This is a genomic window from uncultured Methylibium sp., assembly GCF_902826655.1.
In the GTDB taxonomy this organism is placed as follows: domain Bacteria; phylum Pseudomonadota; class Gammaproteobacteria; order Burkholderiales; family Burkholderiaceae_C; genus Methylibium.
Genome location: NZ_CADEFR010000013.1, coordinates 1 through 23,544 on the forward strand (window position 1 = coordinate 1; position 23,544 = coordinate 23,544).

Here is a 23,544-nt window from a genome sequence, read left to right on the forward strand (position 1 = left end):
GAGCGGCGCCCTTACAAGGCGTAGGTCGGGGGTTCGAACCCCTCAGCACCCACCAAGCAAGCGCGCGCCGGCCCGATCGGGCAGCCCGGCCGCTTCGCTAGAATCCAGCCGTGCCGTTCCATGCAGAGGGCTGCATGACGGGCGCCGGCTCCGCGCAAGAAGGCGAACCTCGGTTCGCCTTCGTCGCATCTGGCCGGTGCATTCCGCCACCGAGGTCTCCCGATGTTCGAGTTCGTCCGTTCCCACACCCGGCTCTTCCAGTTCATCCTGGTGCTGCTGATCTTCCCGGCCTTCGTGTTCTTCGGCATCGAGGGCTACAGCACGTTCAACGCCGCCAACGTGTCGGTGGCCAAGGTTGCCGGCCGCTCGATCACGCAGGCCGAGTGGGATGCCGCCCACCGCAAGCAGGTCGAGCAGTTGCGCGCGCAGTCGCCCAACCTCGATCTCAAGCTGGTCGACACCCCGGCGATGAAGCAGCAGACGCTGGAGAGCCTGGTCCGGGAGCGCGTGATGCTGGTCGCGGCCGACAAGCTGCACCTCACGGCGAGCGACGAACGCGCTGCGCGCTGGCTGCTCGACGCACCGCAGTTCGAGTCGCTGCGCAATCCGGACGGCAGCCTCAATCGGGCCCTGATCGACCAGCGCCTCGCGGCGCTCGGCATGAGCGGCGCGCAGTTCGACCAGGACCTGCGCCTGGAGCTGGCGCGGCGGCAGGTCGAGACCGGCATCGGTGGCAGCGCGGTGGCGCCGGTGGGGGTGACGGAAGCGGCGCTCGACGCGCTGCTGCAGCGGCGCGAGGTGCGAGTGGCACGCTTCGAGACGAAGAACTTCGTCGACAAGGTCAAGCCGACCGACGCCGACGTCGAGGCCTACTACAACGCCCCCAAGCGCGCCGGCGAGTTCGACACGCCGGAGCGTGCGTCGATCGAGTACCTCGTGCTCGACATGGAAGCGATCAAGGCCGGCATCAGCGTCAGCGACGAGGATCTGCGCAAGTACTACGCCGAGAACGCCAGCCGCTACACCACGCCGGAAGAGCGGCGCGCCAGTCACATCGTCGTGAAGCTGGCGCCGGGTGCGCCGGCGGCCGAGCGCGAGAAGGCGAAGGCCAAGGCCGAAGGCCTGCTGGCCGAGGCCCGGAAGGACCCGAGCCGCTTCGCCGATCTGGCGAAGAAGAACTCGGACGATCCGAGTGCCGCTCAGGGCGGCGACATCGGCGTGTTCTTCGCCCGTGGCGCCATCGACAAGGCGGTCGAGGACGTGGCCTTCTCGCTGAAGGTCGGCGAGGTCGGCGGTGTCGCGCAGAGCGAGTCGGGCTTCCACGTGATCCAGCTGACGGCGGTGCGAGGCGGCGAGAAGAAGCCCTTCGAGGCCGCCAAGGATGAGATCGCCAACGAGATCAAGCAGCAACTCGCGCAGCGCCAGTTCGCCGAGGCGGCCGAAAGCTTCAGCAACCTCGTCTACGAACAGTCCGACAGCCTGAAGCCCGCAGCGGACAAGCTGAAGCTGAGCATCCGCAGCGCGAAGGCCGTCACGCGCACGCCGGCCCAGGATGCCGCCGGCCCGCTGGCCAACGTCAAGTTCCTGAGTGCGCTGTTCGCGGCCGAAGTGCTGCGCGACAAGCGCAACACCGAGACGGTGGATCTCGGCGGCAACCAGCTGGCGGCCGGCCGCATCGTCGAGTACGCCCCGGCACGCAAGCTGCCGCTGGCCGAGGTGAAGGATCTGGTGCGCCAACGCGTCATCGCCGACCAGGCCGCGGCGCTCGCGCGCAAGGAAGGCGAAGCCAGGCTCGCTGCCTGGCGCGGCGGCGCCGCGCCCGAGGGCCTCGAGCCTGCCATGCCGGTGTCGCGCGGGCTGACGCAGACGCTCCCACCGGAGTTGATCGACGCGGTGATGAAGGCGCCGGCGTCGCCGCTGCCGGGCTGGACCGGCGTGGACTTCGGCGTGCAGGGCTTTGCGGTGGTGCGGATCGACAAGCTGCTGCCGCGCGACCCGGCCCTCGGTGACCTGCCGCGCCTTCAATCCCAGTACGCGCAGGTCTGGGGCGCCGCCGAGGCCGAGGCCTACTACGCCGCACTGAAGGAGCGCTACAAGGTCCAGATCACCGGTGTCGCGAAGGAGTCCGACACGTCCGGTGGCGGCACGTCGCGCTGAGTCGGTCCGCTATACTTGCCGCCTTCGGTGGTGGCTGTAGCTCAGTTGGTAGAGTCCAGGATTGTGATTCCTGTTGTCGTGGGTTCGAGTCCCATCAGCCACCCCAAAACGATGATGCGAAGGGCCCCGTTCGGGGCCCTTTTTCTTTGCCGGTGCGACAGCGAAAGTCAGCGCTGCTTGTACTGCTCGCTGCCGAAGAGCATCTTGCGCGCCTGCTCGTCGACCAGCGGCTTGCGGCGATTGGCCAGCACCTCGACGCCGCGCTGCACGGCCGGACGGCCGCCGATCTCGTCGAACCAGCCCTTGAGGTGAGGGTAGTCGTTCCAGTCGATGCCCTGGTTCTTCCAGGAGCGCAACCACGGAAAGATCGCGATGTCCGCGATGCCGTACTCGTCGCCGGCGATGTACTTGTGGCGGGCGAGCTGCTTGTTCATCACGCCGTACAGGCGCTTCGCCTCGTTGGTGTAGCGGTCGATCGCGTAGCCGATCTTCTCGGGCGCGTAGATGCGGAAGTGGTGCGTCTGCCCCAGCATCGGGCCGACGCCGCCCATCTGGAACATCAACCACTCGAGCACGCGATAGCGGTCGCGCAGCTCGGTGGGCAGGAAGCGTCCGGTCTTGGCGGCGAGGTACAGCAGGATCGCGCCCGACTCGAACATCGAGATCGGCTCGCCGTCCGGCCCGTCGGGGTCGACGATGGCGGGGATCTTGTTGTTGGGGCTGATTGCCAGGAACTCCGGCTTGAACTGGTCGCCGGCGCCGATGTCGACCGCGTGGACGCGGTAAGGCAGACCGCACTCTTCGAGCATGATGTGGACCTTGTGGCCGTTGGGCGTGGCCCAGGAATACACTTCGATCATCGTCGGAGCCTCGGTGGATGGGTCGGTCGTCGAGCGGCCGAGCGGCCGAGCGGCCTGCAGCCACTCTATTCCATCGCACAGACCCATGCTCGAGTCATTCAAACGCTGGATCGGTGGCAAGCGGGGCGGGCCCGACGGCCGTGCCCTGCACGCCTGGGCCCGGCAGCGCGGCTGGATGGCCAAGCGCGTGCGTGACGACGAAGGGGTCGTGATCGAAGGCACCATGCACGGCACGGCGTGGCGCATGGAGTGGGGCACGCCGCAGCGCGCCTACCTGCTCGACCGCGAGTTGCGCCTGCGCATGGACCTGGGACTGCCCCAGAGCCTGCAGATGCTGATCACCTCTCGCGGGCTGGCCGAAGAGCTCGAGCAGGCTGCCTACGCGCTGTTCACGCAGGACATGCAGACGCAGATCGACTCCGGCATGCCCGAAGAGATGCGCTGGCTCGCGATGTTCCCGAAGACGCAGCTGTCGGCGCTCAAGCCGCTGCGCTCGCGCTTCTCGGCGACGGCCAGCTCGGCCGAGAACCTGTCCAACTGGCTCGGCGCCGAACTGATCGCCCAGCTCGATGCAGCCACCCGCAGCTGGCTGGCCCAGGACGAGCCGATGGTGCTGATGACCCTGCGCGGCCGCATCTACCTGCGGCTCGAGGCGCTGTCCCCCGATTCGGCCATGCTCGACGGCGTGCTGGCCTTGTTCGAGGCCGCTGCGCGCAGCGCACTCGCGTCGGCCGACGGCGCCTCGGGCCAGCAGCACTGGCCGACGACCGGCTCGACAGCCTGGCAAAGCCACCTGCCGTCGAGCTACCCCGACGACAGCGTCCGCGGCGACGAGCGCTGAGCCCGCGCTCGTCGCGTCAGGCCGGGGCGTACTTGCCGAGTTCCTGCTTGGCGATCGCGTTGCGGTGCACCTCGTCCGGTCCGTCGGCAAAGCGCAGCGTGCGCGCACCGGCATAGGCGTAGGCCAGCGGGAAGTCTTCGCACATGCCGCCGCCGCCGTGCGCCTGCATGGCCCAGTCGATGACCTGGCAGGCCATGCTGGGGGCGACGACCTTGATCATCGCGATCTCCTGCTTGGCCGCCTTGTTGCCGGCCACGTCCATCATCCAGGCGGCCTTCAGGGTCAGCAGGCGCGCCATGTCGATCCGGCAGCGCGCCTCGGCGATGCGCTCGCGCGTCACGCCCTGGTCGGCCACCGGGCGGCCGAAGGCGACGCGCGACGACGCCCGCTTGCACATCAGCTGCAAGGCACGCTCGGCCAGGCCGATCAGGCGCATGCAGTGATGGATGCGGCCCGGGCCCAGGCGGCCCTGGGCGATCTCGAAGCCGCGGCCCTCGCCGAGCAGGATGTTGCTGGCCGGCACGCGCACGTTGTCGAAGCTGATCTCGCAGTGGCCGTGCGGCGCATCGTCGTAGCCGAAGACCTGGAGCGGCCGGTGAATGGTGATGCCCTGGGCGTCGGCCGGCACCAGGATCATCGATTGCTGGCTGTGGCGCGGTGCGTCCGGGTCGGTCTTGCCCATGAAGATGTAGACCGCGCAGCGCGGGTCGCCGGCGCCCGAGATCCACCACTTGCGGCCGTTGATCACGTAGTCGTCGCCTTGCCGCTCGATGCGCGACGCGATGTTGGTCGCGTCGCTCGAGGCCACGGCTGGCTCGGTCATCGCGAAGGCGCTGCGGATCTCGCCGCGCAGCAGCGGCTCGAGCCAGCGCTTCTTGTGGTCGGCCGTGCCGTAGCGGACGATGGTCTCCATGTTGCCGGTGTCCGGCGCCGAGCAGTTGAAGACCTCGCTGGCCCAGGGCACGGCTCCCATGATCTCGGCCAGCGGCGCGTACTCCTGGTTCGTCAGCCCGGCGCCGTAGTCGCCCGACGTGTTGTGGGTTCCGTCGGCGCTCGCCGGCAGGAACAGGTTCCACAGGCCCTCGGCGCGCGCCTTGGCCTTCAGCTCGTCGATCAGTCGCAGGTGCGTCCAGCGCTTGCCGGCCTTCGTGTTGTCGTCGATCTCTTTCCAGTACGCGGCCTCGTTCGGATAGACATGGCGTTCCATGAACGCCGACACGCGTGCCTGCAGGTCCTTGGTGCGCGGCGAGTAGTCGAAGTCCATGCCGTCTCTCCTGTGTGTGTCGGCGATCGCTCAGCGCATCTTCTGCGCGATCGCCCAGCCCATCTCCGCCAGTGGCCTGGCGCCCGCGCCGGCCTGTCGCGCCTGCTCGCTCGCGGCGGTGCCGTCGACGACCCGCTTCGCGATGCCCTGCAGGATGCCGGCCATGCGGAACAGGTTGTAGGCGAGGTAGAAGTTCCAGTCAGTCACCAGCGCGTCAGCGCCTCCTCGTGAGCCCGCACGGCCGGTCCGGTCGCAATAGCGCTGGATGTAGTCGGCCTCGCTCGGGATGCCCAGCGCGGCGAGATCCAGGCCGCCGATCCCGCGGAAGGCGCCAGGCTGGATGTGCCAGCTCATGCAGTGGTAGCTGAAGTCGGCCAGCGGATGCCCCAGCGTCGACAGCTCCCAGTCCAGCACGGCGAGGATGCGCGGCTCGCTCGGGTGGAAGATGAGGTTGTCGAGGCGGTAGTCGCCATGCACGATGCCGACCTGCGACGCGTCCAGCGCGCTGGCCGGGATGTGCGCCGGCAGCCACTCGATCAGCCGGTCCATGGCGGGGATCGGATCGGTGATCGAGGCCTGGTACTGCCGGGTCCAGCGGCCGATCTGACGCTCGAAGTAGTTGCCCGGCTTGCCATAGGCCTCGAGGCCGCACGCCTTGAAGTCGACCTGGTGCAGGGCGGCGATCACGCGGTTCATCTCGTCGTAGATCGCGCCGCGTTCGGGCGGGGTGAGGTCGGGCAGGGCCTGGCTCCACAGCACGCGGCCCTGGACGAACTCCATCACGTAGAAGGCGCGGCCGATGATGGCCTCGTCCTCGCACAGCACGTGCATCTGCGCCACCGGCACCTCGCTGCCGGCCAGCGCGCGCATCACGGCGAACTCGCGCTCGATCGCATGGGCCGACGGCAGCAGCCTGGCGACCGGGCCGGGCTTGGTCCGCATCACGTAGCTGCGGCCGGGGGTCACGAGCTTGAAGGTCGGATTGGACTGGCCGCCCTTGAACTGTTCGACTTCCAGCGGGCCGGCGAAGCCGTCGAGATGGCGTCCCAGGTAGTCCTGGAGGGCGCCCTTGTCGAAGGCATGCTGGGCGGCGACGGGCTTGGTTCCGGTGTAGGCGTCCATCGGGGGCGGGTCTCTCGTCCTATCGTTCTATCGTTCCGCGATCGCGAGCAGCTTCTGGCGCGACAGCACCACCAGCCGCGTCGGCTCGACCCGCACCGCGCCGTCGCGCTCGAAGCCCTTGAGCTCCTGGTTGACCCGCTGGCGCGACGCGCCGAGCAGTTGCGCCAGATCCTCCTGCGCGAGCTGCAGGCCGATGCGGATCTCCTCGCCCTGCGCGATGCCGTAGCTGCGGGCCAGCAGCAGCAACTGCTTGGCGAGCCGGGCCGCGAGCGGGCGGGTGTTGAGGTCCTCGAACACGTCGAACATCAGGCGCAGCCGCCGGCATTGCAGGCGAAGCAGGGCGTCGTACAGCTCGACGTACTGCGCCAGCAGGTCGCGGAAGTCGCCCTTGCGCACCGCCAGCAGCGTGGTCTCGCCGTGGGCGTTGGCGTCGTGTGTGCGCGGCAGGCCGTCGAACAGCGCGATGTCGCCGAACCAGGTGCCGGGTTCGACATAGGTCAGCGTGATCTGCTTGCCCGACAGCGACACCGAGCTCACGCGCACCGCACCCTTGGCGACGCCGACCCATTCGTCGGCAGGGGCGCCCCGCGAACTCAACAGCGCCCCGTCGGGCAGCCGCCGGATCTGCGAGCGCTCGAGGATCGCTGCCCTCAGGGTCGGCGAGAGTTTGCTGAACCAAGGGCCCGAGTCGATGTTCTTCTGTTCGGCGATGGTAAGAGCGGGGGTATTCATCGTTTGTCCCTGACGTGACAGCATGGCGTCCGTCCAGGCGCCTATTGTTGTCCACGCCAAGGAGACCGCCGATGAACGCCCCCGAACCGAAGATTCCGAGCCGCCAGCACGACGTGACGCCCGCCGAATGGCAGGCGCGTGTCGACCTCGCGGCGGCCTACCGGCTGGTCGCGCACTTCCGCTGGGACGACCTGGTCTTCACCCACGTCACGGTGCGCGTGCCGGGGACCGAGGACCAGTTCCTGATCAACCCCTACGGCTTCATGTTCGACGAGATCACGGCGTCCAGCCTGGTCAAGATCGACCTGGCCGGCAACAAGCTGGACGACTCGCCCTACCCGGTCAACCCGGCCGGGTTCACGATCCACAGCGCGATCCATGCGGCCCGCCACGACGCCGCCTGCGTGCTGCACACGCACACGCTCAACGGTGTCGCGGTGTCGGCGCAGAAGGACGGCGTGCTGCCGATCTCGCAGCAGTCGATCTTCGTGCTGGGAAGCCTGGCCTATCACGACTACGAAGGCGTGGCCCTGCGCGACGACGAGAAGCCGCGCCTGGTGGCCGACCTCGGCGACAGGAACTACCTGATGCTGCGCAACCACGGCCTGCTGACCCTGGGCGCGACGGTCGCCGACGCGGTGGTGGCGATGTACCTCTTCGAGGCGGTCTGCACGATCCAGGTCCGGGCCCAGTCCGGTGGCGGACCGCTGACGACGATCGCCCCGGAGATCGTCTCGACCTCGGCGCGCCAGGCGATGCAGGTGACGCGCGGGCAGGGGGCCGGGGCGCTGGCCTGGCCCGGCCTGCTGCGGCGCCTGGACCGGATCGACCCGAGCTACCGCAGCTGAAGCGGCCCGCTCAGGCCGGCTGGCGCAGGTACTGCGCCAGCAGCTTCTCCATCGTCGTGTAGCGCTCGCGCTCGTGCAGCCACTGCGTGGGCGCGAGATTGACGGCGCGCACCACGGCCTCGTCGCCGGCGCCGACGTCGAGCACGTTGATGCAGGCCGGCTGCTGCTCGAGCCGACCGAAGAAGGCGCGCTCGCCGGTCAGTGCGGTGGACAGCAGCGCGCGGTTCACGCCGCCGTGCAGCACCATCAGCAGGCACTGCCAGTCGTCGCGCGCGCGCCAGGCGGCGAAGGCCGGCAGGGCGCGGTCGAGCAGCTCGCCGATCGACTCGCCGCCGAGAAAGCGCTGGGCCTCGATGCCGGAGCCGCCGCGGAAGGCGCCCAGGAAGGCCTGTTCGATCTCGTCGGGCGGGATGTCGGCGAGCCGGCCGCCACGGATCTCCTGCAGCGCCGGCTCGACCAGCGGTTCGAGGGCCTGTTCGGCCGCTGCCAGCACGCGCTGGGCGGTCTGCACGGTGCGCGGCAGGCCGCTGACCACGACACGATCGAAGCGCACGCCGCACTGCGCGAACAGCCGGCCGGCCGCATCGGCCTGGCGCTCGCCTTCGGCGTTGAGCGGCACGCGCTCGGGATGTACCGGGCTGCCGTCCGGCAGGAAGTAGTCGACCGAGCCGTGGCGCATCAGGTAGATGCGCCGGCGCGCTGCCGGCTTCATCGGCACGCCCCGCTACCGGAAGCGCGGCGAGCGCTTGTCGAAGAAGGCCTGCAGGCCTTCGGCACCGTTGTCATGGAAGAGGTTGTCCAGAAAGTGATCGCGTTCGGCATCCAGCTGCTGATCCAGCGAGTTCGAGCCGGCCTCGTTCAGCAGCTCCTTCGCGCTGGCCACCGCATTGGGCGCGCACGCGCCGAGCTGTTGCGCGACGCGCAGAGCTTCGGTCAGCGCCTGGCCGCTGTCTGTCACGCGATTGACAAGGCCACGCGACTGCAGCTCGCGCGCCGTCAGCGCTTCGCCGAGCCACAGCAACTCGAGGGCAAGCGCCCGCGGCAGTGCGCGCGCCAGGTGCCAGCTGCCGCCGCCATCGGGCGACAGGCCGACGCGTCCGTAGGCGAGCGAGAAGCGGGCGTCCTCGGCCGCCACGATCAGGTCGCAGGCCAGGGCCAGTGAAAAGCCGCCGCCGGCGGCTGCTCCTTCGACCGCGGCGATGACCGGCTTCGGGAAGCTGCGCAGCGCGCCGATGAACTGGTGGAACATCCCGATCGCGCGCTGCTGGGCCTCGCGACCTTGCTGCCGGTTGGCGGACAGGCGGCCGAGGTGTCCGCCGGCGCAGAAGTGGGCGCCGTCGCCGCGCAGCACTACCGCGCGAACCGCCGCATCGGCTTCGGCGACGTTGAGCGCTTCGACGCCGGCGGCATAGACCTGCGGCGACAGCGCATTGCGCGCGGAAGGATCGCTGATGGTCAGCAGCAGCGTGGCGTCGCGTCGCTCGGTGCGCAGTTCGGCGGTCATCGTCGGCGGCAGGCCCGGATTCGTCGAGGCGAGAATTGTGTCACGCAGGTTCGCGCCGGGCGTCGCGCGAGCGCCGCATGCCTCCCGCGATCGAGGGCCCGCGAGGCCCGGTGGGAGGCCGGTCGCCGCATGGCAGCATGCTAGAGTCAGTCGCGACAGTCACAACAAGAGACATGCAGCTCGGCGGGCGTCAACTACTGGTAGGTCTGGGTCTTGGGGCGATCGCGCAGGCTGCGCTGGCGGTTGGCTTCGGCCGCCTGCCCTCGACGGCCACGCTGGGTCAACCACTGCAACTCAGCATCCCGCTGCGGCTCGAGCCCGACGAGGAACTGCGGCCCGAATGCCTGTCCGGTTCGGTCTCCTTCGCCGACAACCTGCAGCAACCCGGAACGACCTCGCTGCGCCTGGATCCGGCGCCGCCCGGTGTCACCGATCGCAACCTGCGCCTGGCCACCACGACGCGGGTCGACGAGCCGGTCGTCAACGTCGAGATCAGCATCGGCTGCGGCGCCCGCGTGGTGAGGCGCTTCACCCTGTTTGCCGATCCTCCCCTGGTGCTGGCGACCGAGGCGCCATCGGTCGTCGCCGCGGGCAGCACCGGTGCGTCGGTCGAACCCTCTCCCGCCGCTGCGCCGGTCAACCCGGCCGCGCAGGCCTTGCCGCCGACGTCCGGCGCCATGGCCCAGGCCGTTGCGGCCGAGCCGACGGCCCGTTTGCGTGCGGTGGCGCCGCCGGCGCGCCAGCGCGCGGCGACGGCCTCGGGCGCGACGGCCACGGCGAAGCCACGCGCCGCTGCGCCCCGCCGGCCGGCCGACAACACGGCGCGCCTGCGGCTCACGCCGATCGAGCCGAGCGCCGTGATCGCGGCTGCTGCGACCAGCGCGGCGGCCAGCGCTGCCGAAGCGGCCGCCACGGCAGCATCGGCCGCCGCTGCCGAGGAAGCGGCCAGCGCGGCCAGCGCCGCAGCGGCCGCGCGTCGGCGTGTCGAGGAACTCGAAGCCTCGATGAAGCGACTGCAGGCCGAGACCGCCAGCACCAATCAGCAGCTCGGTACGCTGCAGTCGCGACTGCAGCGCGCCGAGGGTGATCGCTACAACAACCCGCTGGTCTACGCGCTCGTCGCGCTGATCGCCCTGCTGCTCGGCCTGGTGCTGTGGCTGTGGCGGCAGCGTCAGCAGGAAGCCGAGGCCCACGCCTGGCTGGTGCAGGCGGCAGCAGAGCCCAAGCCGCGCGGCCCGGCGACACGGGTCGACTCCGACGACGCCGCCACGGCGGAGGCCATCGCCTTCGCGCCGGTGCCGACGCTCAAGGCCTGGGTCAGCAAGCCGAACGAGATCGACGGTTTCGACGACACGCTGGCAGCGACGCGGGCCGGCCCGGCCTCGATGTCCGGCGCCCTGACGGCGCTGGCGCCGCTGGCGACGCCGCAGAAGCGCGAGGTCTCGGTCGAGGAACTGATCGACCTCGAGCAGCAGGCCGAATTCTTCGTCGTGCTGGGCCAGGACACCGCGGCGGTGGACTTGCTGCTGGGCCATCTGCGCAGCACCGCCGGCAACAGCCCGCTGCCCTACCTGAAGTTGCTCGAGATCTACAAGCGCCGCGGCGACCGCAACGACTACGAGAAGCTGCGCGAGCGCTTCAACAGCCGCTTCAACGCCTACGCCCCGGCCTGGGAGACCGACCTGCAGGGGGGGCGCTCGCTCGACGAGTACCCGACGGTGATCGATCGGCTGCAGAACCTGTGGTCCGAACCCCAGCGCGCGATGGACGTGCTGCAAGCCTCGCTGCTGCGCGCCGAAGGCGGCGAGACCAGCACCGGGAGTGCGAGCGCCGGCAGCTTCGACCTGCCCGCCTACCGCGAGCTGATGCTGCTCTACTCGGTGGCGCGCGACCGGTCGGAAGTCGAGAACGGTGGCGCCGTCGACCTGCTGTTGCCGATCGGCGACGCCGAGCCTGGCGAGATCCACAGCGGCGTGTTCGAGCGCCTGCTCGCGACGACCACGCTGCCGGCCCAGCCCGACGCGCAGAAGCCGCTCGAGATCGACCTGACGCTCGAGGACCTGGAGCCCAAGCCGCCCGAGTCCGGCGGCGAGCGTCACTGACCGCGGGTCGTCCCGGCTAGAGCCGGCTCGCGAGGCGCCGCAGCGCCTCGTCCAGCGTGCCGTCCTGCTTGGCGAAGCAGAAACGCACGACGCGCTGCTCGAAACCTCCGTCATAGAAGGCCGACAGCGGAATGGCCGCGACGCCGGCCTGCATCGTGAGCCAGCGGCAGAAGTCGAGCTCGCTGCGCTCGCGGTGCGCGGGCAGTGCGGAGTAGTCGACGCACTGGAAGTAGCTGCCTTCGCTGGCCAGCAGCGCCAGCCCGCTGTCCGCCAGGCCGGCGCGGAAGCGGTCGCGCTTGGCGGCATAGAACGCGGGCAGGTCCAGGTAGGGCCGGGGATCGGCAAGGTAAGCCGCCAGCGCATGCTGCACCGGCGTGTTGACGGTGAAGACGTTGAACTGGTGCACCTTGCGGAACTCGGCCATCAGCGCGGCCGGTGCGGCCGCGTAGCCGACCTTCCAGCCAGTGACGTGGAAGGTCTTGCCGAAGCTCGAGACCACGACGGCGCGCGCCGCCAGGTCCGGGAAGCGCGACACGCTCTGGTGCGGTGCGCCGTCGAACACCATGTGCTCGTAGACCTCGTCGGCGATCAGCAGCACGTCGGTCGGCTGCAGCAACGCGGCGAGCCGACGCATGTCGGCCGCACTCCAGACGGTCGCGCTGGGGTTGTGCGGCGTGTTGACGATCAGCGCCCGCGTGCGGGGCGTCAGCGCCGCGGCCAGCCGGTCGAAGTCCGGGCGGAAGCTGCCGGGCGTCAACGGGACGCGCACCACGCGCCCGCCGGCCAGCTCGATGTTGGGCGCGTAGCTGTCGTAGCAGGGTTCCAGCACGATCACCTCGTCGCCCGGATGGACGAGTGCCAGGATCGCGGTCAGGATCGCCTGGGTCGCGCCGGCGGTGATGGTGATCTCGCTGCCGGCGTCGTAGCGGTGACCGTACAAGGCCTCGATCTTGGCGGCCACCGCCTCCCGCAGCGCGACCACGCCGGGCATCGGCGGGTACTGGTTGTGTCCGGCCCGCATCGCCTGCGCCACCGCATCGACCAGCCGCGGATCGCAGTCGAAGTCCGGGAAGCCCTGGCCCAGGTTGACGGCGCCGTGCTCCTGGGCCAGCGCCGACATCACGCTGAAGATGGTCGTGCCGACCTGCGGCAAGCGGCTGGCGGGCAAGGGAGTGCGGTGGACGACGGTCATGGACTCAGAGTTCGTAGTTCTCGCCGCCGCCCTGCATCACACGCTGGATCAGCGACCGCGTCAGGCGGTCGGACAGCAGCTCGGCAAAGCTGTAGACGAAGCTGCGCAGGTAGGCGCCGCGCTTGAAGGCGAGGCGAGCGACGTTCTTGCCGAACAGCTGGCCGGCCGGACGCGTGACGAGGTCGCCGCCCGGCGCGCAGGCAGGGTCGTCGCGTACCGCCATCTCGGCCACGATGCCGACGCCCAGGCCCAGCCGCACGTAGGTCTTGATGACGTCGGAATCGATGGCCTCCAGCACCACGTTGGGCTTGAGCCCGCGTGCGGCGAAGGCCTGGTCGATGCGCGTGCGGCCGGTGAACGAGGGGTGGTAGGAGATCAACGGTTCCTGCGCCAGCTGCTCGAGCGTCAGCCGCTCCTGGACCGACAGCGGATGGGTCAGCGGCAGCACGACGACGTGATGCCAGTCGTAGCACGGCAGGGTCACCAGGGCATCGAAGTCGCTGAGCGACTCGGTGGCGAGGCCGACGTCGGCGGTCTCGTCGATCAGCATCTGCGCGACCTGCTCGGGCGTGCCCTGGTGCAGGCTGATCGCGACCTTGGGATGGCGCTTGCGCAAGGCGGCCACCGGCCCCGGCAGCACGTAGCGCGCCTGCGTGTGCGTCGTGGCGATCGACAGCGTCCCGGTGTCCTGCTGGCTGAACTCCTCGCCGATGCGCTTGAGGTTGCCGACCTCGCGCATGATGATCTCGACCGCGGCCAGCACCTGGCGGCCCGGCTCGGTGATGCGCTTCAGGCGCTTGCCATGGCGCGCGAAGATGTCGATGCCGAGCTCGCCCTCGAGCTCGAGGATGGCCTTGGAGATGCCGGGCTGCGAGGTGTGCAGCGCCTTCGCGGTCTCGGTCAGGTTCAGATTGCGGCGCGCGGCTTCCTGGACAAAGCGGAACTGGTGCAGGTTCATCGGCGTGGCGCAGCAGGTGGGCCGCGATTATCGGCGGGGTGGCGTCGGTGCGCCGGCTTGCGCCCAGGCGACGTCGGCCATCGCGCCGATGACATCGGCATGCTCGCCGACGGCCGCCGCGAGCCGCCACTCGACCTGCGGATGAGCGGCGCGCAGCGCATCGACCAGCAGCGGGAGGTCCTTGCGCACGTGTCCGCCGGCCCCGAGGAAGAGCGGCACGATGGTCACGCGCTCGCAGCCTTGAGCGGCCAGCTCGCGGCCGGCATGCGGCAGGTCGGGCGCCATGAACTCCAGGAAGGCCAGGGCCACCGGCGTGGCGGGTGCCTTCTGCCGCAGCCGATCGGCGACGGCCTCGAAGGGCCGGGCCCACAGCGGGTCGCGCGCGCCGTGCGCGAACAGCAGGATGCCGCCGGGCCGAGTCATCGAAAGCGCACCAGCCAGCTGAAGGCGGCCATCGACAGCAGCAGGTAGAACACCCCCGGCGCGGCGGCGGCGATCCAGGGCGTCCAGTCGCGCAGCAGGCCGAGGTGCGTCGAGACGTTGTTCAGCAGCACGAAGCTGATGCCCAGCAGGATGCCGCCGAAGACGCGCACGCTGACACCGCCGGCGCGCGCGTGCAGATAGGCGAAGGGCAGTGCCAGGCCCATCATCACCAGGCAGGCCAGCGGGTAGAAGGCCTTCTTCCAGAACTGGATCTCCTGGCGCTGCGCCGCCTGCTCGTTCTGCGACAGGTGGCTCACGTAGCGGTACAGGTCGATCGTCGACATGCTCTTGAGCGGCGACACCGCGGCGCCGACGACCGACGGCGACAGCTGCGTCGGCCAGCGCATCTCGGCATGCGTCTCCTCGACCGGCAGCCGGCTCCCGTCGCCCTGCCAGCGCGTGATGCGCACGTCCTGCAGCAGCCAGGCGCGGTCCTCCACCTGCGCGCGCGCCGCCGAGACGCGCGCCAGCAGCTGGTTGTCGGCGCTGAACTCGTAGATGCGCACATCGTCCAGCTTGCCGCCCGACCCGACGCGACCGACATTGATGGAGTCGATGCGTTCGCCGGGCGGCGACTCGTCAGCGGTGGCGATGCGGCGGTCACGCAACCACGCGCTCTCGCTGCCTGCCGCGCCGCGCAGACCGGCCCGCAGCGCCTGCGCCTGGGCGTCGAAGTAGGGCGCCACGTAGTCGCCGACGACGAAGGTGACGAGGGCGAAGGCGACACCCAGCTGCGCCAGCAACGACAGCGCCCGGCTCGGGCCCAGGCCGCCGGTGCGCAGGATGGTGAACTCCGAGGACTGCGCCAGCCGCGCCATCGCGTAGATGCCGCCGATCAGCACGGCGATCGGCACCAGTTCGTAGAAGTGCGCCGGCACCTCCAGCAGACAGAAGAGCAGGGCGTGCTGCACACCGTAGGCGCCGCGGGTCACGTCGCCCAGTTCATCGACGAAGTCGATGAAGAAGAACAGCGCCAGGAAAGCGATCGCGACGAAGGCGACGGCGCCCAGCACGTCGGCATACAACAGTCGGCGCACGGTGCGCATGGCGGGCCTCAGGCGACCGCGCGCCGCCGGCGCAGGCTGAACGAGGCGCCGCGCTCGCGCCACCACAGCAGCGTCAGCGCCAGCACGAAGATGCCGCCATGGACCAGGAGCAGCGCGTTGCCCGGCGTGAGCTTGCCGCCAGCCACCCAGGCCTGGCTCAGGTTCAGCAGGTTGTAGTAGACGACGAAGGCGAGCAGCGCGAACAGCAGGTTCCAGCTGCCGGCGCGGCGCGGGTTGCCGGCCGACAGGCCGATCGCCAGCAGCACCAGGTTCACGCCACCGAGCGCCAGGCCGATGCGCCAGATCAGCTCGCCGAGATGTCGATTGCTGGGCTGGGTCAGCAGCTCCCAGGTGCTGCGGGCCTTGGGCGGGAGGCTGTCGTCACCCGAGGCGGCGACGTCGCCGGCCAGCACGCGGTAGGTGTCGAACTGCGCCAACTTGCGCTCGCCGGTGACGAGGTTGATGTCGCTGCGCTGGCCGCGTTCGAGCACGATGAATCGCTGGTCGCCCTCGACCTCGATGCGTCCGCTGCGTGCCGAGGTGACGCTCTCGGAGTCGGCCTTGCGCTCGAGCACGAACACGTTGCGGGCGCCGGCCGCATCGCCGCTCTCGCGCTCGATGAAGAAGACGCGCTGGCCGTCGGCCGAGCGCTGGAACTGCCCCGGCGCGACGCGCGACACGTCGGAGCGGCGTTCGTAGCGGTCCTTCAGCTCGGCGACCTGGCGGTTGCCCCAGGGCCAGACGAAGAGTGCCAGGATCGCCACCAGCAGCAGCAGCGGCCAGGCCAGCCGCAGCACCGGCAGCACGAAGCGCAGCAGGCTCACGCCGCTGGCGAACCAGATGACCATCTCGCTGTCGCGGTACATGCGCGTCAGCGTCGTCACGACCGCGATGAAGAGCGACAGGCTCAGCATCGTCGGCAGGTTCTCCAGCGCGATGTAGCCGAGCAGCAAGGCCACGTCCTGCGCCGCCACCGAGCCGCCGGCCGCCTGGCCGAGCGTGCGGATCAGGAACATCGTGATCACGATCGTCATGATGACGATCAGGGTGGCGCCGAAGCTCCGGCTGAGGTCTCGACGCAGAGTGGAATCGAATAACATCGATTGGTCTTCAAAACGGATCGCATTATGGACTTTCGCTCTCTGATCACGACCACCGACAAGCTCTCGAAGACCGCGGCCGACGCGCTGCTGGTGGTGGTGGCCGGCGATCCGAAGAAGCAGGTCCTCGACGCCCCACTGAAGACGGCCCTGCTGGATGCCATCGCCGCCGGCGACCTGACGCTCAAGCCGGGCCGCACGCTGTACCTGCACCGCCCGGCCGGCATCAAGTCGGCCCGGGTGGTCTTCGCGGCCGCGGCGGACGAGAGCGCCAAGGCCTTCCGGTCGGCGGTCGGCGCCGGGCTGGGCGAGCTCAAGCCCAAGGGCGTCAAGCACGTGGCCGTGATCGCAGCAGGCACCGCCGAGGCAGCGCATGCCGAGGCGCTGGTGGCCGCCGCGACCGACGCGACCTACGTCTACCGGCATACCAAGCCCAGCGCGCCGACGGCCCCGGCCCTGCAGACCGTCACCCTGCTGGCCGGCAAGGCGGCGGGCAAGTCGGTCCAGGCGGGCCTGGCGCGGGGTGAGGCGATCGCCGCCGGCGTGACGCTGGCGCGCGAGTGTGCCAACCGGCCCGGCAACCATTGCACGCCGAGCTTCCTGGCCGCCGAGGCGAAGAAGCTCGCCAGGCTGCCGCGCATCAAGGTCGAGGTGCTGGAGCGCAAGGACTGCGACAAGCTCGGCATGGGCTCCTTCCTGGCCGTGGCGCAGGGCTCGGACGAACCGCCCAAGTTCATCGTGCTGCGCTACGACGGCGACGCCAAGGCCAGCGCGCCGGTCGTGCTGGTCGGCAAGGGCATCACCTTCGACACCGGCGGCATCTCCATCAAGCCGGCCGGCGAGATGGACGAGATGAAGTTCGACATGGGCGGTGCCGCCAGCGTGCTGGGCAGCTTCCAGGCGCTGGCGCGGCTGCAGCCCAGGCTCAACGTCGTCGGCCTGATCCCGACCTGCGAGAACATGCCCAGCGGCCGCGCGGTCAAGCCGGGCGACGTGGTGACGTCGATGTCGGGCCAGACCATCGAGGTGCTCAACACCGACGCCGAGGGCCGGCTGATCCTGTGCGACGCGCTGACCTATGCCGAGCGCTTCAAGCCGTCGGCCGTGGTGGACATCGCCACGCTGACCGGCGCCTGCGTGATCGCGCTGGGCCATCATCGTACCGGCCTGTTCAGTGCCGACGATTCGCTGGCCCAGGGCCTGCTGGCCGCCGGCGACGCCGGGCTGGACCCGGCCTGGCGGATGCCGCTGGACGACGAGTATGAAGAGGCGCTGAAGAGCAACTTCGCCGACATGGGCAACGTCGGCGGCCGTGCGGGGGGTGCCATCACCGCCGCGATGTTCCTGAAGAAGTTCACCGCCAAGTACCGCTGGGCCCATCTCGACATCGCCGGCACCGCCTGGAAGTCGGGTGCCGCCAAGGGATCGACCGGCCGGCCGGTGCCGCTGCTGACGCACTTCCTGCTGTCGCAGGTCCGCTGACGCCCTGTCGGGCGACGCGCCGGGCGCGATGACCGAGGTCAACTTCCATCACGGGGCGGCGGACCCGCTGGGTTACGCCTGCCGCCTGCTGCTGAAGGCCTACCAGCGCGGGGCCCGCGCCGCGGTCACCGGAGCGAGCGGCGTGCTGGCCGAGCTGGACGTGGCGCTCTGGACCTTCGAGCCGCTGGCCTTCGTGCCCCACGTCCGGCTGCGTGCCGGCGAGGCGCCGGCCGCACGCCTGGCCGCCACGCCGGTGTGGCTGCTGGAGCGCGCCGTCGACGCACCGCACCACGAGGTGCTGGTCAACCTGGGGCCGGAGATCGCGCCGGGTTTCGAGAGCTTCGAGCGCCTGTTCGAGATCGTCGGCAGCGACGAGCCGGGTCGCCTGGCGGGACGGCAGCGCTGGCGCCATCTCGAGAGCCGGGGCTACGCGATCCGGCCGCACGAAGTCCGTGGCTGACCGACCGGGCGTGCGGCCGGTCGACCGGCGCGGGGCGTGGTCTGCCCCTTGCTAGCGAGGAAGCCGGGCGGTTGTCGATTCCGTGCGAGGGCGCTGACGGTGTTTTCACTAGGCGCGGCCGGCCGGCCGAAGCCTTGTTTTGGAGTATGGTTTCGGCCGTTGAGAACAACCCGTTTTCCTCAACTCTCTCTTCCAACCCGGAGGTTCTTCATGCAACTCAGACTCAACGCGATCGTCGCTGCGATGACCCTGCTGGCAGCCGCGACGGCGGTCAGCGCTCAAGAGCAGGTGGTCAAGATCGGCCACGTCGGCCCCGTCTCGGGCGCCCAGGCCCACTACGGCAAGGACAACGAGAACGGCGCCCGGATGGCGATCGAGGAGCTGAACTCGCAGGGCATCACGATCGGCGGCAAGAAGATCAAGTTCGAGCTGGTGGCCGAAGACGACGCAGCCGACCCGAAGCAGGGCGCCGCGGCCGCTCAGAAACTGTGCGACGCCAAGGTCAACGGCGTGGTCGGTCACCTGAACTCGGGCACGACCATTCCGGCCTCGAAGATCTACAACGACTGCGGCATCCCGCAGATCACCCCGTCGGCGACCAACCCGAAGTATTCGCAGCAGGGCTACAAGACGGCCTTCCGCCTGCTGGCCAACGACAACGCGCTGGGCGCCGGCCTGGCGCTGCACGCCGCCAACAACCTGAAGCTGAAGAAGGTCGCGATCATCGACGACCGCACCGCCTACGGGCAGGGCGTGGCCGAGGTGTTCAAGAAGACCGCGATGGCGCGTGGCATCCAGATCGTCGACGAGCAGTACACGACCGACAAGGCCACCGACTTCATGGCCATCCTGACCTCGATCAAGTCGAAGGCCCCGGACGGCGTGTTCTACGGTGGCATGGACCCGCAAGCCGGCCCGATGCTGCGCCAGATGGAGCAGCTGGGCCTGGCCAACGCCAAGTTCTTCGGCGGTGACGGCATCTGCACGGCCAAGCTGGCCGAGCTGTCGGCCGGCGCCAAGACGCTGAACAACGTGGTGTGCGCCGAAGGCGGTGCCTCGCTCGACAAGATGCCCGCCGGCAAGGCCTGGAAGGCCAAGTACGACGCCAAGTACCCGGGCCAGTTCCAGGTCTACTCGCCGTACGTCTATGACGCGACGATGGTCCTGGTCGACGCGATGAAGCGCGCCAACTCGGTCGACCCGAAGGTCTACCTGGCCAAGCTGGTCGAGACCAACTACACCGGCGTCACCGCCAAGGTCGGCTTCGAAGCCGACGGCGAGCTGAAGAACCCGGCGATGACCCTCTACGTCTACAAGGACGGCAAGAAGGTCCCGCTGAACTGAGTCGGCATTGCCGATCTGGAGAAGGCGCCCCGCGGGGCGCCTTTTTCATGGCCGGCAGCATGACCCCGAAACGGCGACGCCACCGTTCAGGTGGCGTCTTGATCTGGCGGAGAGAGCGGGATTCGAACCCGCGGAGGGCTGTTAACCCTCACACGCTTTCCAGGCGTGCGACTTAAACCGCTCATCCATCTCTCCGGAGCGCCGCATTGTAGCGACGCACGCTGCCTCAGGCGGCCGGCTTGCCCTTGCCGATCAGCGTCATCGCGGTACCGATCAGCGTCGCGACCTCGCCCATGTGGCCCGGCACGATCATCGTGTTGTTCTTCTGGGCCAGCTGGCCGTAGGCGTCGACGGCGCGCTCGGCGACCTTGAGCTGCACGGCCTGCTCGCCGCCCGGCTCGCGGATCGCCGCGGCGACCTTGCGGATCGCATCGGCCGTCGCTTCGGCGACGGCGACGATCGCCGCCGCTTCGCCCTGGGCGTTGTTGATCTCGGCCTGCTTCTCGCCTTCGGAGCGCGCGATGAAGGCTTCGCGCTCGCCGGTCGCGATGTTGATCTGCTCCTGGCGGCGGCCCTCGGAGGCGGCGATCAGGGCGCGCTTCTCGCGCTCGGCGGTGATCTGCGCCTGCATCGCGTGCAGGATCGCGGCCGGCGGCGTCAGGTCCTTGATCTCGTAGCGCAGCACCTTGACGCCCCAGTTCAGCGCCGCCTCGTCGAGCGCGTTGACGACGGCCGCATTGATGGCGTTGCGCTCCTCGAAGGTCTTGTCGAGTTCCATCTTGCCGATCACGCTGCGCAGCGTGGTCTGCGCCAGCTGCGTGATCGCGACGATGTAGTTCGACGCGCCGTAGCTCGCGCGCATCGGGTCGGTGACCTGGAAGTACAGGATGCCGTCGACGGTGAGCTGGGTGTTGTCCTTGGTGATGCAGACCTGGCTGGGCACGTCGAGCGGGATCTCCTTCAGCGAGTGCCGGTAGGCCAGCCGGTCGACGAAGGGCACCAGGAAGTTGAGCCCCGGCACCAGCGTCGCGTGGTACTTGCCGAGCCGCTCGACCACCCAGGCGCTCTGCTGGGGCACGACCTTGATGGCGCGGGCCACGAAGATGACGGCGATGACGAGGAAGAGGATCGCGACGATTTCCATGGCTCGGGCAGTTGAAGAAGAGAACGGAGGAGGGGCGAGGCTCAGCGGCCGAGCAGCAGCCGGTTGCCGTCGAGGCCGCGGATCACGAACTCGCCGGGCTCGGGCACGCCGTCGCCGGCGAAGCGCGCGGTCCACTGCGCGCCGCGGTAGAGGATGCTGGCCGAGCCATCGGCACGCCACGACTCGACATGGACGCGTTCGCCGATGTCGAGGTTGACGTTGCGGTCGTTGCTCGCGGAGGTCGTCGTCGGATGGCGCTGGCGGCGGAAGTGCCACGCAGCGACGGCGCCGCCCCCCACCAGGGCCGCGGCCATCATCTGGCTGCTGAAGCCCAGGCCGGCGTGCGCGCACAGCGCAGCAGCGGCAGCGCCGAGGGCCAGCATCAACAGGTAGAAGGTGCCGGTGGTCATCTCGGCGGCGATCAGCGCGCCGGTCACGATCCACCACCAGGTGGCGGCAGTCCAGTCCATCGGGTCTCCTCGGCGCCGGTAAGCGCCATCGCGGTAGCGCGGCAGTGTACGCCGCGCCCCTGTCAGCGATCGGTCGTCGAAGCGGCGCGGACGAAGCCCTAAACTGCGCGCTTTCCGGCGCGGCGGCAGCTCGCCGCGCTGTCCAGAAAGGCCCCGAGATGCTGCGTTTCCGCTTCCCCATCGTCATCATCGACGAGGATTTCCGCTCCGAGAACACCTCGGGCCTCGGCATCCGCGCACTGGCCGACGCGATCCAGAAGGAAGGCTTCGAGGTGCTGGGCGTCACCAGCTACGGCGACCTCAGCCAGTTCGCCCAGCAGCAGAGCCGCGCCAGTGCCTTCATCCTGTCGATCGACGACAACGAGTTCACCGGCGGCCCGGAGATCGACCCTGCGGTCGTGAACCTGCGGCTCTTCATCAAGGAGATCCGGCGCAAGAACGCCGAGATCCCGATCTACCTCTACGGCGAGACGCGCACCTCGCAGCACCTGCCCAACGACGTGCTGCGCGAGCTGCACGGCTTCATCCACATGTTCGAGGACACGCCGGAGTTCGTGGCCCGGCACATCATCCGCGAAGCCAAGAGCTATCTCGACGGCCTGGCGCCGCCGTTCTTCAAGGCGCTGATGGGCTATGCGCAGGACGGCTCGTACTCCTGGCACTGTCCGGGCCACTCCGGCGGCGTGGCCTTCCTGAAGAGCCCGGTCGGGCAGATGTTCCACCAGTTCTTCGGCGAGAACATGCTGCGCGCCGACGTCTGCAACTCGGTCGACGAACTCGGCCAGCTGCTCGACCACACCGGGCCGGTGGCCGCCTCGGAGCGCAATGCGGCGCGCATCTTCAACGCCGACCACTGCTACTTCGTCACCAACGGCACCAGCACCAGCAACAAGATGGTGTGGCACCACACCGTCGCGCCCGACGACATCGTCGTGGTCGACCGCAACTGCCACAAGTCCATCCTGCACGCGATCATCATGACCGGCGCGGTGCCGGTGTTCCTGACGCCGACCCGCAACCACCTGGGCATCATCGGCCCGATCCCGCAGAGCGAGTTCGAGCCCGAGGCGATCCGCCGCAAGATCGCCGCGCACCCGCTGCTGCAGGGTGTGGAGTCCGCCAAGGCCAAGCCGCGCATCCTGACGCTGACGCAGAGCACCTACGACGGCGTGCTCTACAACACCGAGACCATCAAGGGCATGCTCGACGGCTGGATCGACAACCTGCACTTCGACGAGGCCTGGTTGCCGCACGCCGCCTTCCATCCGTTCTACGGCGGTTATCACGCGATGGGCAAGTACCGCCCGCGGCCGAAGTCGGCGGTGGTCTATTCGACGCAGTCGACGCACAAGCTGCTGGCGGGCATCAGTCAGGCCTCGCAGGTGCTGGTGCAGGACTCGCAGACGGTCAAGCTCGACCGGCACCTCTTCAACGAGGCCTACCTGATGCACACGTCGACCTCGCCGCAGTACTCGATCATCGCGAGCTGCGACGTGGCCGCCGCGATGATGGAGCCGCCCGGCGGTACCGCGCTGGTCGAAGAGAGCATCCAGGAGGCGCTGGACTTCCGCCGTGCGATGCGCAAGGTCGACAAGGAGTTCGGCAACAAGGACTGGTGGTTCAAGGTCTGGGGCCCGGACAAGCTGTCGGAAGACGGCATCGGCAAGCCCGACGACTGGATGATCAAGGCCGACGCCAAGTGGCACGGCTTCGGCGACCTGGCCCCGGGCTTCAACATGCTCGACCCGATCAAGTGCACGGTGGTGAACCCCGGGCTCGACGTGGCCGGCAAGTTCGCCAGGAGCGGCATCCCCGCGTCCATCGTCACCAAGTTCCTGGCCGAGCACGGCGTGATCGTCGAGAAGACGGGGCTCTACTCGTTCTTCATCATGTTCACGATCGGCATCACCAAGGGCCGCTGGAACACGCTGCTGACCGCGCTGCAGCAGTTCAAGGACGACTACGACAAGAACGCACCGCTGTGGCGCATCCTGCCGGAGTTCTGCGCCCAGCATCCGCGCTATGAACGCATGGGCCTGCGCGACCTGGCACAGAGCATCCACGAGGCCTACGTCAAGGGCGACATCGCCCGGCTGACCACCGAGATGTACCTGTCCGACCTGCAGCCGGCCATGAAGCCGAGCGAGGCCTACGCCTACATCGCGCACCGCAAGACCGAGCGCGTCGAGATCGAGGCGCTGGAAGGGCGCATCACGACCTCGCTGCTGACCCCGTACCCGCCGGGCATCCCGTTGCTGATCCCGGGCGAGCGCTTCAACAAGAAGATCGTCGACTACCTGCGCTTCACGCGGGACTTCAACAAGCGCTTCCCCGGCTTCGACACCGACGTGCACGGCCTGGTCGAGGAAGAGGCCGAAGAGGGCGCCGAGCGCCGCTACTACGTGGACTGCGTGGCGGCCTGAGCCGCCCGGCGT

The 23,544-nt window shown here is 69.3% G+C and carries 21 protein-coding genes and 2 tRNA genes; 9 read left to right on the top strand and 14 right to left on the bottom strand.

The window, feature by feature from the left end:
• Positions 1 to 222 precede the first annotated feature (222 nt).
• Together QZV97_RS07790 and QZV97_RS07795 are read left to right on the top strand one after the other, a co-directional pair.
• Entirely contained in the window at positions 223 to 2,157 is a 1,935-nt protein-coding gene (locus QZV97_RS07790; RefSeq protein WP_295640867.1) for a SurA N-terminal domain-containing protein, read from the top strand.
• Positions 2,158 to 2,187: 30 nt separating this feature from the next.
• Positions 2,188 to 2,263, top strand: a tRNA-His gene (locus QZV97_RS07795).
• 61 nt (positions 2,264 to 2,324) lie between these two features.
• Here QZV97_RS07795 and QZV97_RS07800 read toward each other — a convergent pair.
• Positions 2,325 to 3,017, bottom strand: a complete 693-nt coding sequence (locus QZV97_RS07800) for a glutathione S-transferase N-terminal domain-containing protein (RefSeq protein WP_295640869.1) — start codon at positions 3,015 to 3,017, stop codon at positions 2,325 to 2,327.
• Positions 3,018 to 3,102: 85 nt separating this feature from the next.
• Here QZV97_RS07800 and QZV97_RS07805 point away from each other — a divergent pair, with 85 nt between their 5' ends.
• Positions 3,103 to 3,858, top strand: a complete 756-nt coding sequence (locus QZV97_RS07805; protein ID WP_295640871.1) for a hypothetical protein — start codon at positions 3,103 to 3,105, stop codon at positions 3,856 to 3,858.
• A 16-nt stretch (positions 3,859 to 3,874) separates the two neighbouring features.
• Here the strand turns inward: QZV97_RS07805 and QZV97_RS07810 are convergent, their stop codons facing one another.
• Genes QZV97_RS07810 through QZV97_RS07820 form a run of 3 tightly spaced genes read right to left on the bottom strand, consistent with a single transcriptional unit; the run spans position 3,875 to position 6,976 of the window.
• The gene (locus QZV97_RS07810) at positions 3,875 to 5,122 is read right to left on the bottom strand and encodes an acyl-CoA dehydrogenase family protein (RefSeq protein WP_295640873.1); all 1,248 of its coding nucleotides are present in this window, start codon (positions 5,120 to 5,122) and stop codon (positions 3,875 to 3,877) included.
• Between the two features lie 30 nt (positions 5,123 to 5,152).
• Positions 5,153 to 6,244: a phosphotransferase gene (locus tag QZV97_RS07815; RefSeq protein ID WP_295640875.1), complete on the bottom strand. Its 1,092-nt coding sequence runs from the start codon at positions 6,242 to 6,244 to the stop codon at positions 5,153 to 5,155.
• 27 nt (positions 6,245 to 6,271) lie between these two features.
• Positions 6,272 to 6,976 carry a Crp/Fnr family transcriptional regulator gene (locus tag QZV97_RS07820; RefSeq protein WP_295640878.1) on the bottom strand — a complete coding sequence of 235 codons (705 nt, stop codon included), beginning with the start codon at positions 6,974 to 6,976 and terminating at the stop codon, positions 6,272 to 6,274.
• Positions 6,977 to 7,047: 71 nt separating this feature from the next.
• Between QZV97_RS07820 and QZV97_RS07825 the strand changes: the two genes are divergently transcribed.
• Complete coding sequence (locus tag QZV97_RS07825; RefSeq protein ID WP_295640880.1) at positions 7,048 to 7,824, top strand: class II aldolase/adducin family protein; 777 nt, start codon at positions 7,048 to 7,050, stop codon at positions 7,822 to 7,824.
• Between the two features lie 10 nt (positions 7,825 to 7,834).
• Here the strand turns inward: QZV97_RS07825 and QZV97_RS07830 are convergent, their stop codons facing one another.
• Positions 7,835 to 8,536 carry a histidine phosphatase family protein gene (locus QZV97_RS07830; protein ID WP_295640882.1) on the bottom strand — a complete coding sequence of 234 codons (702 nt, stop codon included), beginning with the start codon at positions 8,534 to 8,536 and terminating at the stop codon, positions 7,835 to 7,837.
• Positions 8,537 to 8,548: 12 nt separating this feature from the next.
• The gene (locus QZV97_RS07835) at positions 8,549 to 9,328 is read right to left on the bottom strand and encodes an oxepin-CoA hydrolase, alternative type (RefSeq protein WP_295640884.1); all 780 of its coding nucleotides are present in this window, start codon (positions 9,326 to 9,328) and stop codon (positions 8,549 to 8,551) included.
• Positions 9,329 to 9,501: 173 nt separating this feature from the next.
• Here QZV97_RS07835 and QZV97_RS07840 point away from each other — a divergent pair, with 173 nt between their 5' ends.
• Entirely contained in the window at positions 9,502 to 11,430 is a 1,929-nt protein-coding gene (locus tag QZV97_RS07840; RefSeq protein ID WP_295640886.1) for a hypothetical protein, read from the top strand.
• 16 nt (positions 11,431 to 11,446) lie between these two features.
• On the opposite strand, the gene QZV97_RS07845 is transcribed toward QZV97_RS07840, so the two are convergent.
• From QZV97_RS07845 to lptF, 5 genes are read right to left on the bottom strand one after another with little or no spacing between them, the layout of a single operon-like run.
• A complete protein-coding gene (locus tag QZV97_RS07845; RefSeq protein ID WP_295640888.1) occupies positions 11,447 to 12,622 on the bottom strand; it encodes a pyridoxal phosphate-dependent aminotransferase in 1,176 nt (391 codons plus the stop codon).
• 4 nt (positions 12,623 to 12,626) lie between these two features.
• Complete coding sequence (locus QZV97_RS07850) at positions 12,627 to 13,580, bottom strand: CysB family HTH-type transcriptional regulator (protein ID WP_295640890.1); 954 nt, start codon at positions 13,578 to 13,580, stop codon at positions 12,627 to 12,629.
• Between the two features lie 27 nt (positions 13,581 to 13,607).
• The gene (locus QZV97_RS07855; protein ID WP_295640892.1) at positions 13,608 to 14,003 is read right to left on the bottom strand and encodes a CbiX/SirB N-terminal domain-containing protein; all 396 of its coding nucleotides are present in this window, start codon (positions 14,001 to 14,003) and stop codon (positions 13,608 to 13,610) included.
• Positions 14,000 to 15,109, bottom strand: coding sequence for an LPS export ABC transporter permease LptG (lptG, locus tag QZV97_RS07860; protein ID WP_295640894.1), 1,110 nt, complete (start codon positions 15,107 to 15,109; stop codon positions 14,000 to 14,002). Before lptG ends, QZV97_RS07855 begins: the two co-directional genes overlap by 4 nt.
• Positions 15,110 to 15,117: 8 nt before the next feature.
• Complete coding sequence (gene lptF / locus QZV97_RS07865; RefSeq protein WP_295640896.1) at positions 15,118 to 16,209, bottom strand: LPS export ABC transporter permease LptF; 1,092 nt, start codon at positions 16,207 to 16,209, stop codon at positions 15,118 to 15,120.
• 27 nt (positions 16,210 to 16,236) lie between these two features.
• On the opposite strand from lptF, the gene QZV97_RS07870 reads away from it, so the two are divergent.
• The 3 genes from QZV97_RS07870 to QZV97_RS07880 all read left to right on the top strand — a co-directional run bounded on the left by QZV97_RS07870 (position 16,237) and on the right by QZV97_RS07880 (position 19,495).
• Complete coding sequence (locus QZV97_RS07870) at positions 16,237 to 17,691, top strand: leucyl aminopeptidase (RefSeq protein ID WP_295640898.1); 1,455 nt, start codon at positions 16,237 to 16,239, stop codon at positions 17,689 to 17,691.
• Positions 17,692 to 17,719: 28 nt separating this feature from the next.
• A complete protein-coding gene (locus QZV97_RS07875; RefSeq protein ID WP_295640900.1) occupies positions 17,720 to 18,151 on the top strand; it encodes a DNA polymerase III subunit chi in 432 nt (143 codons plus the stop codon).
• Between the two features lie 210 nt (positions 18,152 to 18,361).
• Positions 18,362 to 19,495 carry a branched-chain amino acid ABC transporter substrate-binding protein gene (locus QZV97_RS07880; protein ID WP_295640902.1) on the top strand — a complete coding sequence of 378 codons (1,134 nt, stop codon included), beginning with the start codon at positions 18,362 to 18,364 and terminating at the stop codon, positions 19,493 to 19,495.
• Between the two features lie 104 nt (positions 19,496 to 19,599).
• On the opposite strand, the gene QZV97_RS07885 is transcribed toward QZV97_RS07880, so the two are convergent.
• From QZV97_RS07885 to QZV97_RS07895, 3 genes are all read right to left on the bottom strand, one after another.
• Positions 19,600 to 19,690 (bottom strand) — tRNA-Ser (locus tag QZV97_RS07885).
• Between the two features lie 31 nt (positions 19,691 to 19,721).
• Positions 19,722 to 20,639, bottom strand: a complete 918-nt coding sequence (locus tag QZV97_RS07890) for a stomatin-like protein (RefSeq protein ID WP_295640904.1) — start codon at positions 20,637 to 20,639, stop codon at positions 19,722 to 19,724.
• Between the two features lie 41 nt (positions 20,640 to 20,680).
• Positions 20,681 to 21,109, bottom strand: a complete 429-nt coding sequence (locus QZV97_RS07895; protein WP_295640906.1) for an NfeD family protein — start codon at positions 21,107 to 21,109, stop codon at positions 20,681 to 20,683.
• Between the two features lie 158 nt (positions 21,110 to 21,267).
• Here QZV97_RS07895 and QZV97_RS07900 point away from each other — a divergent pair, with 158 nt between their 5' ends.
• Positions 21,268 to 23,532, top strand: a complete 2,265-nt coding sequence (locus QZV97_RS07900; protein ID WP_295640908.1) for an arginine/lysine/ornithine decarboxylase — start codon at positions 21,268 to 21,270, stop codon at positions 23,530 to 23,532.
• The last annotated feature ends 12 nt before the right edge of the window (positions 23,533 to 23,544 follow it).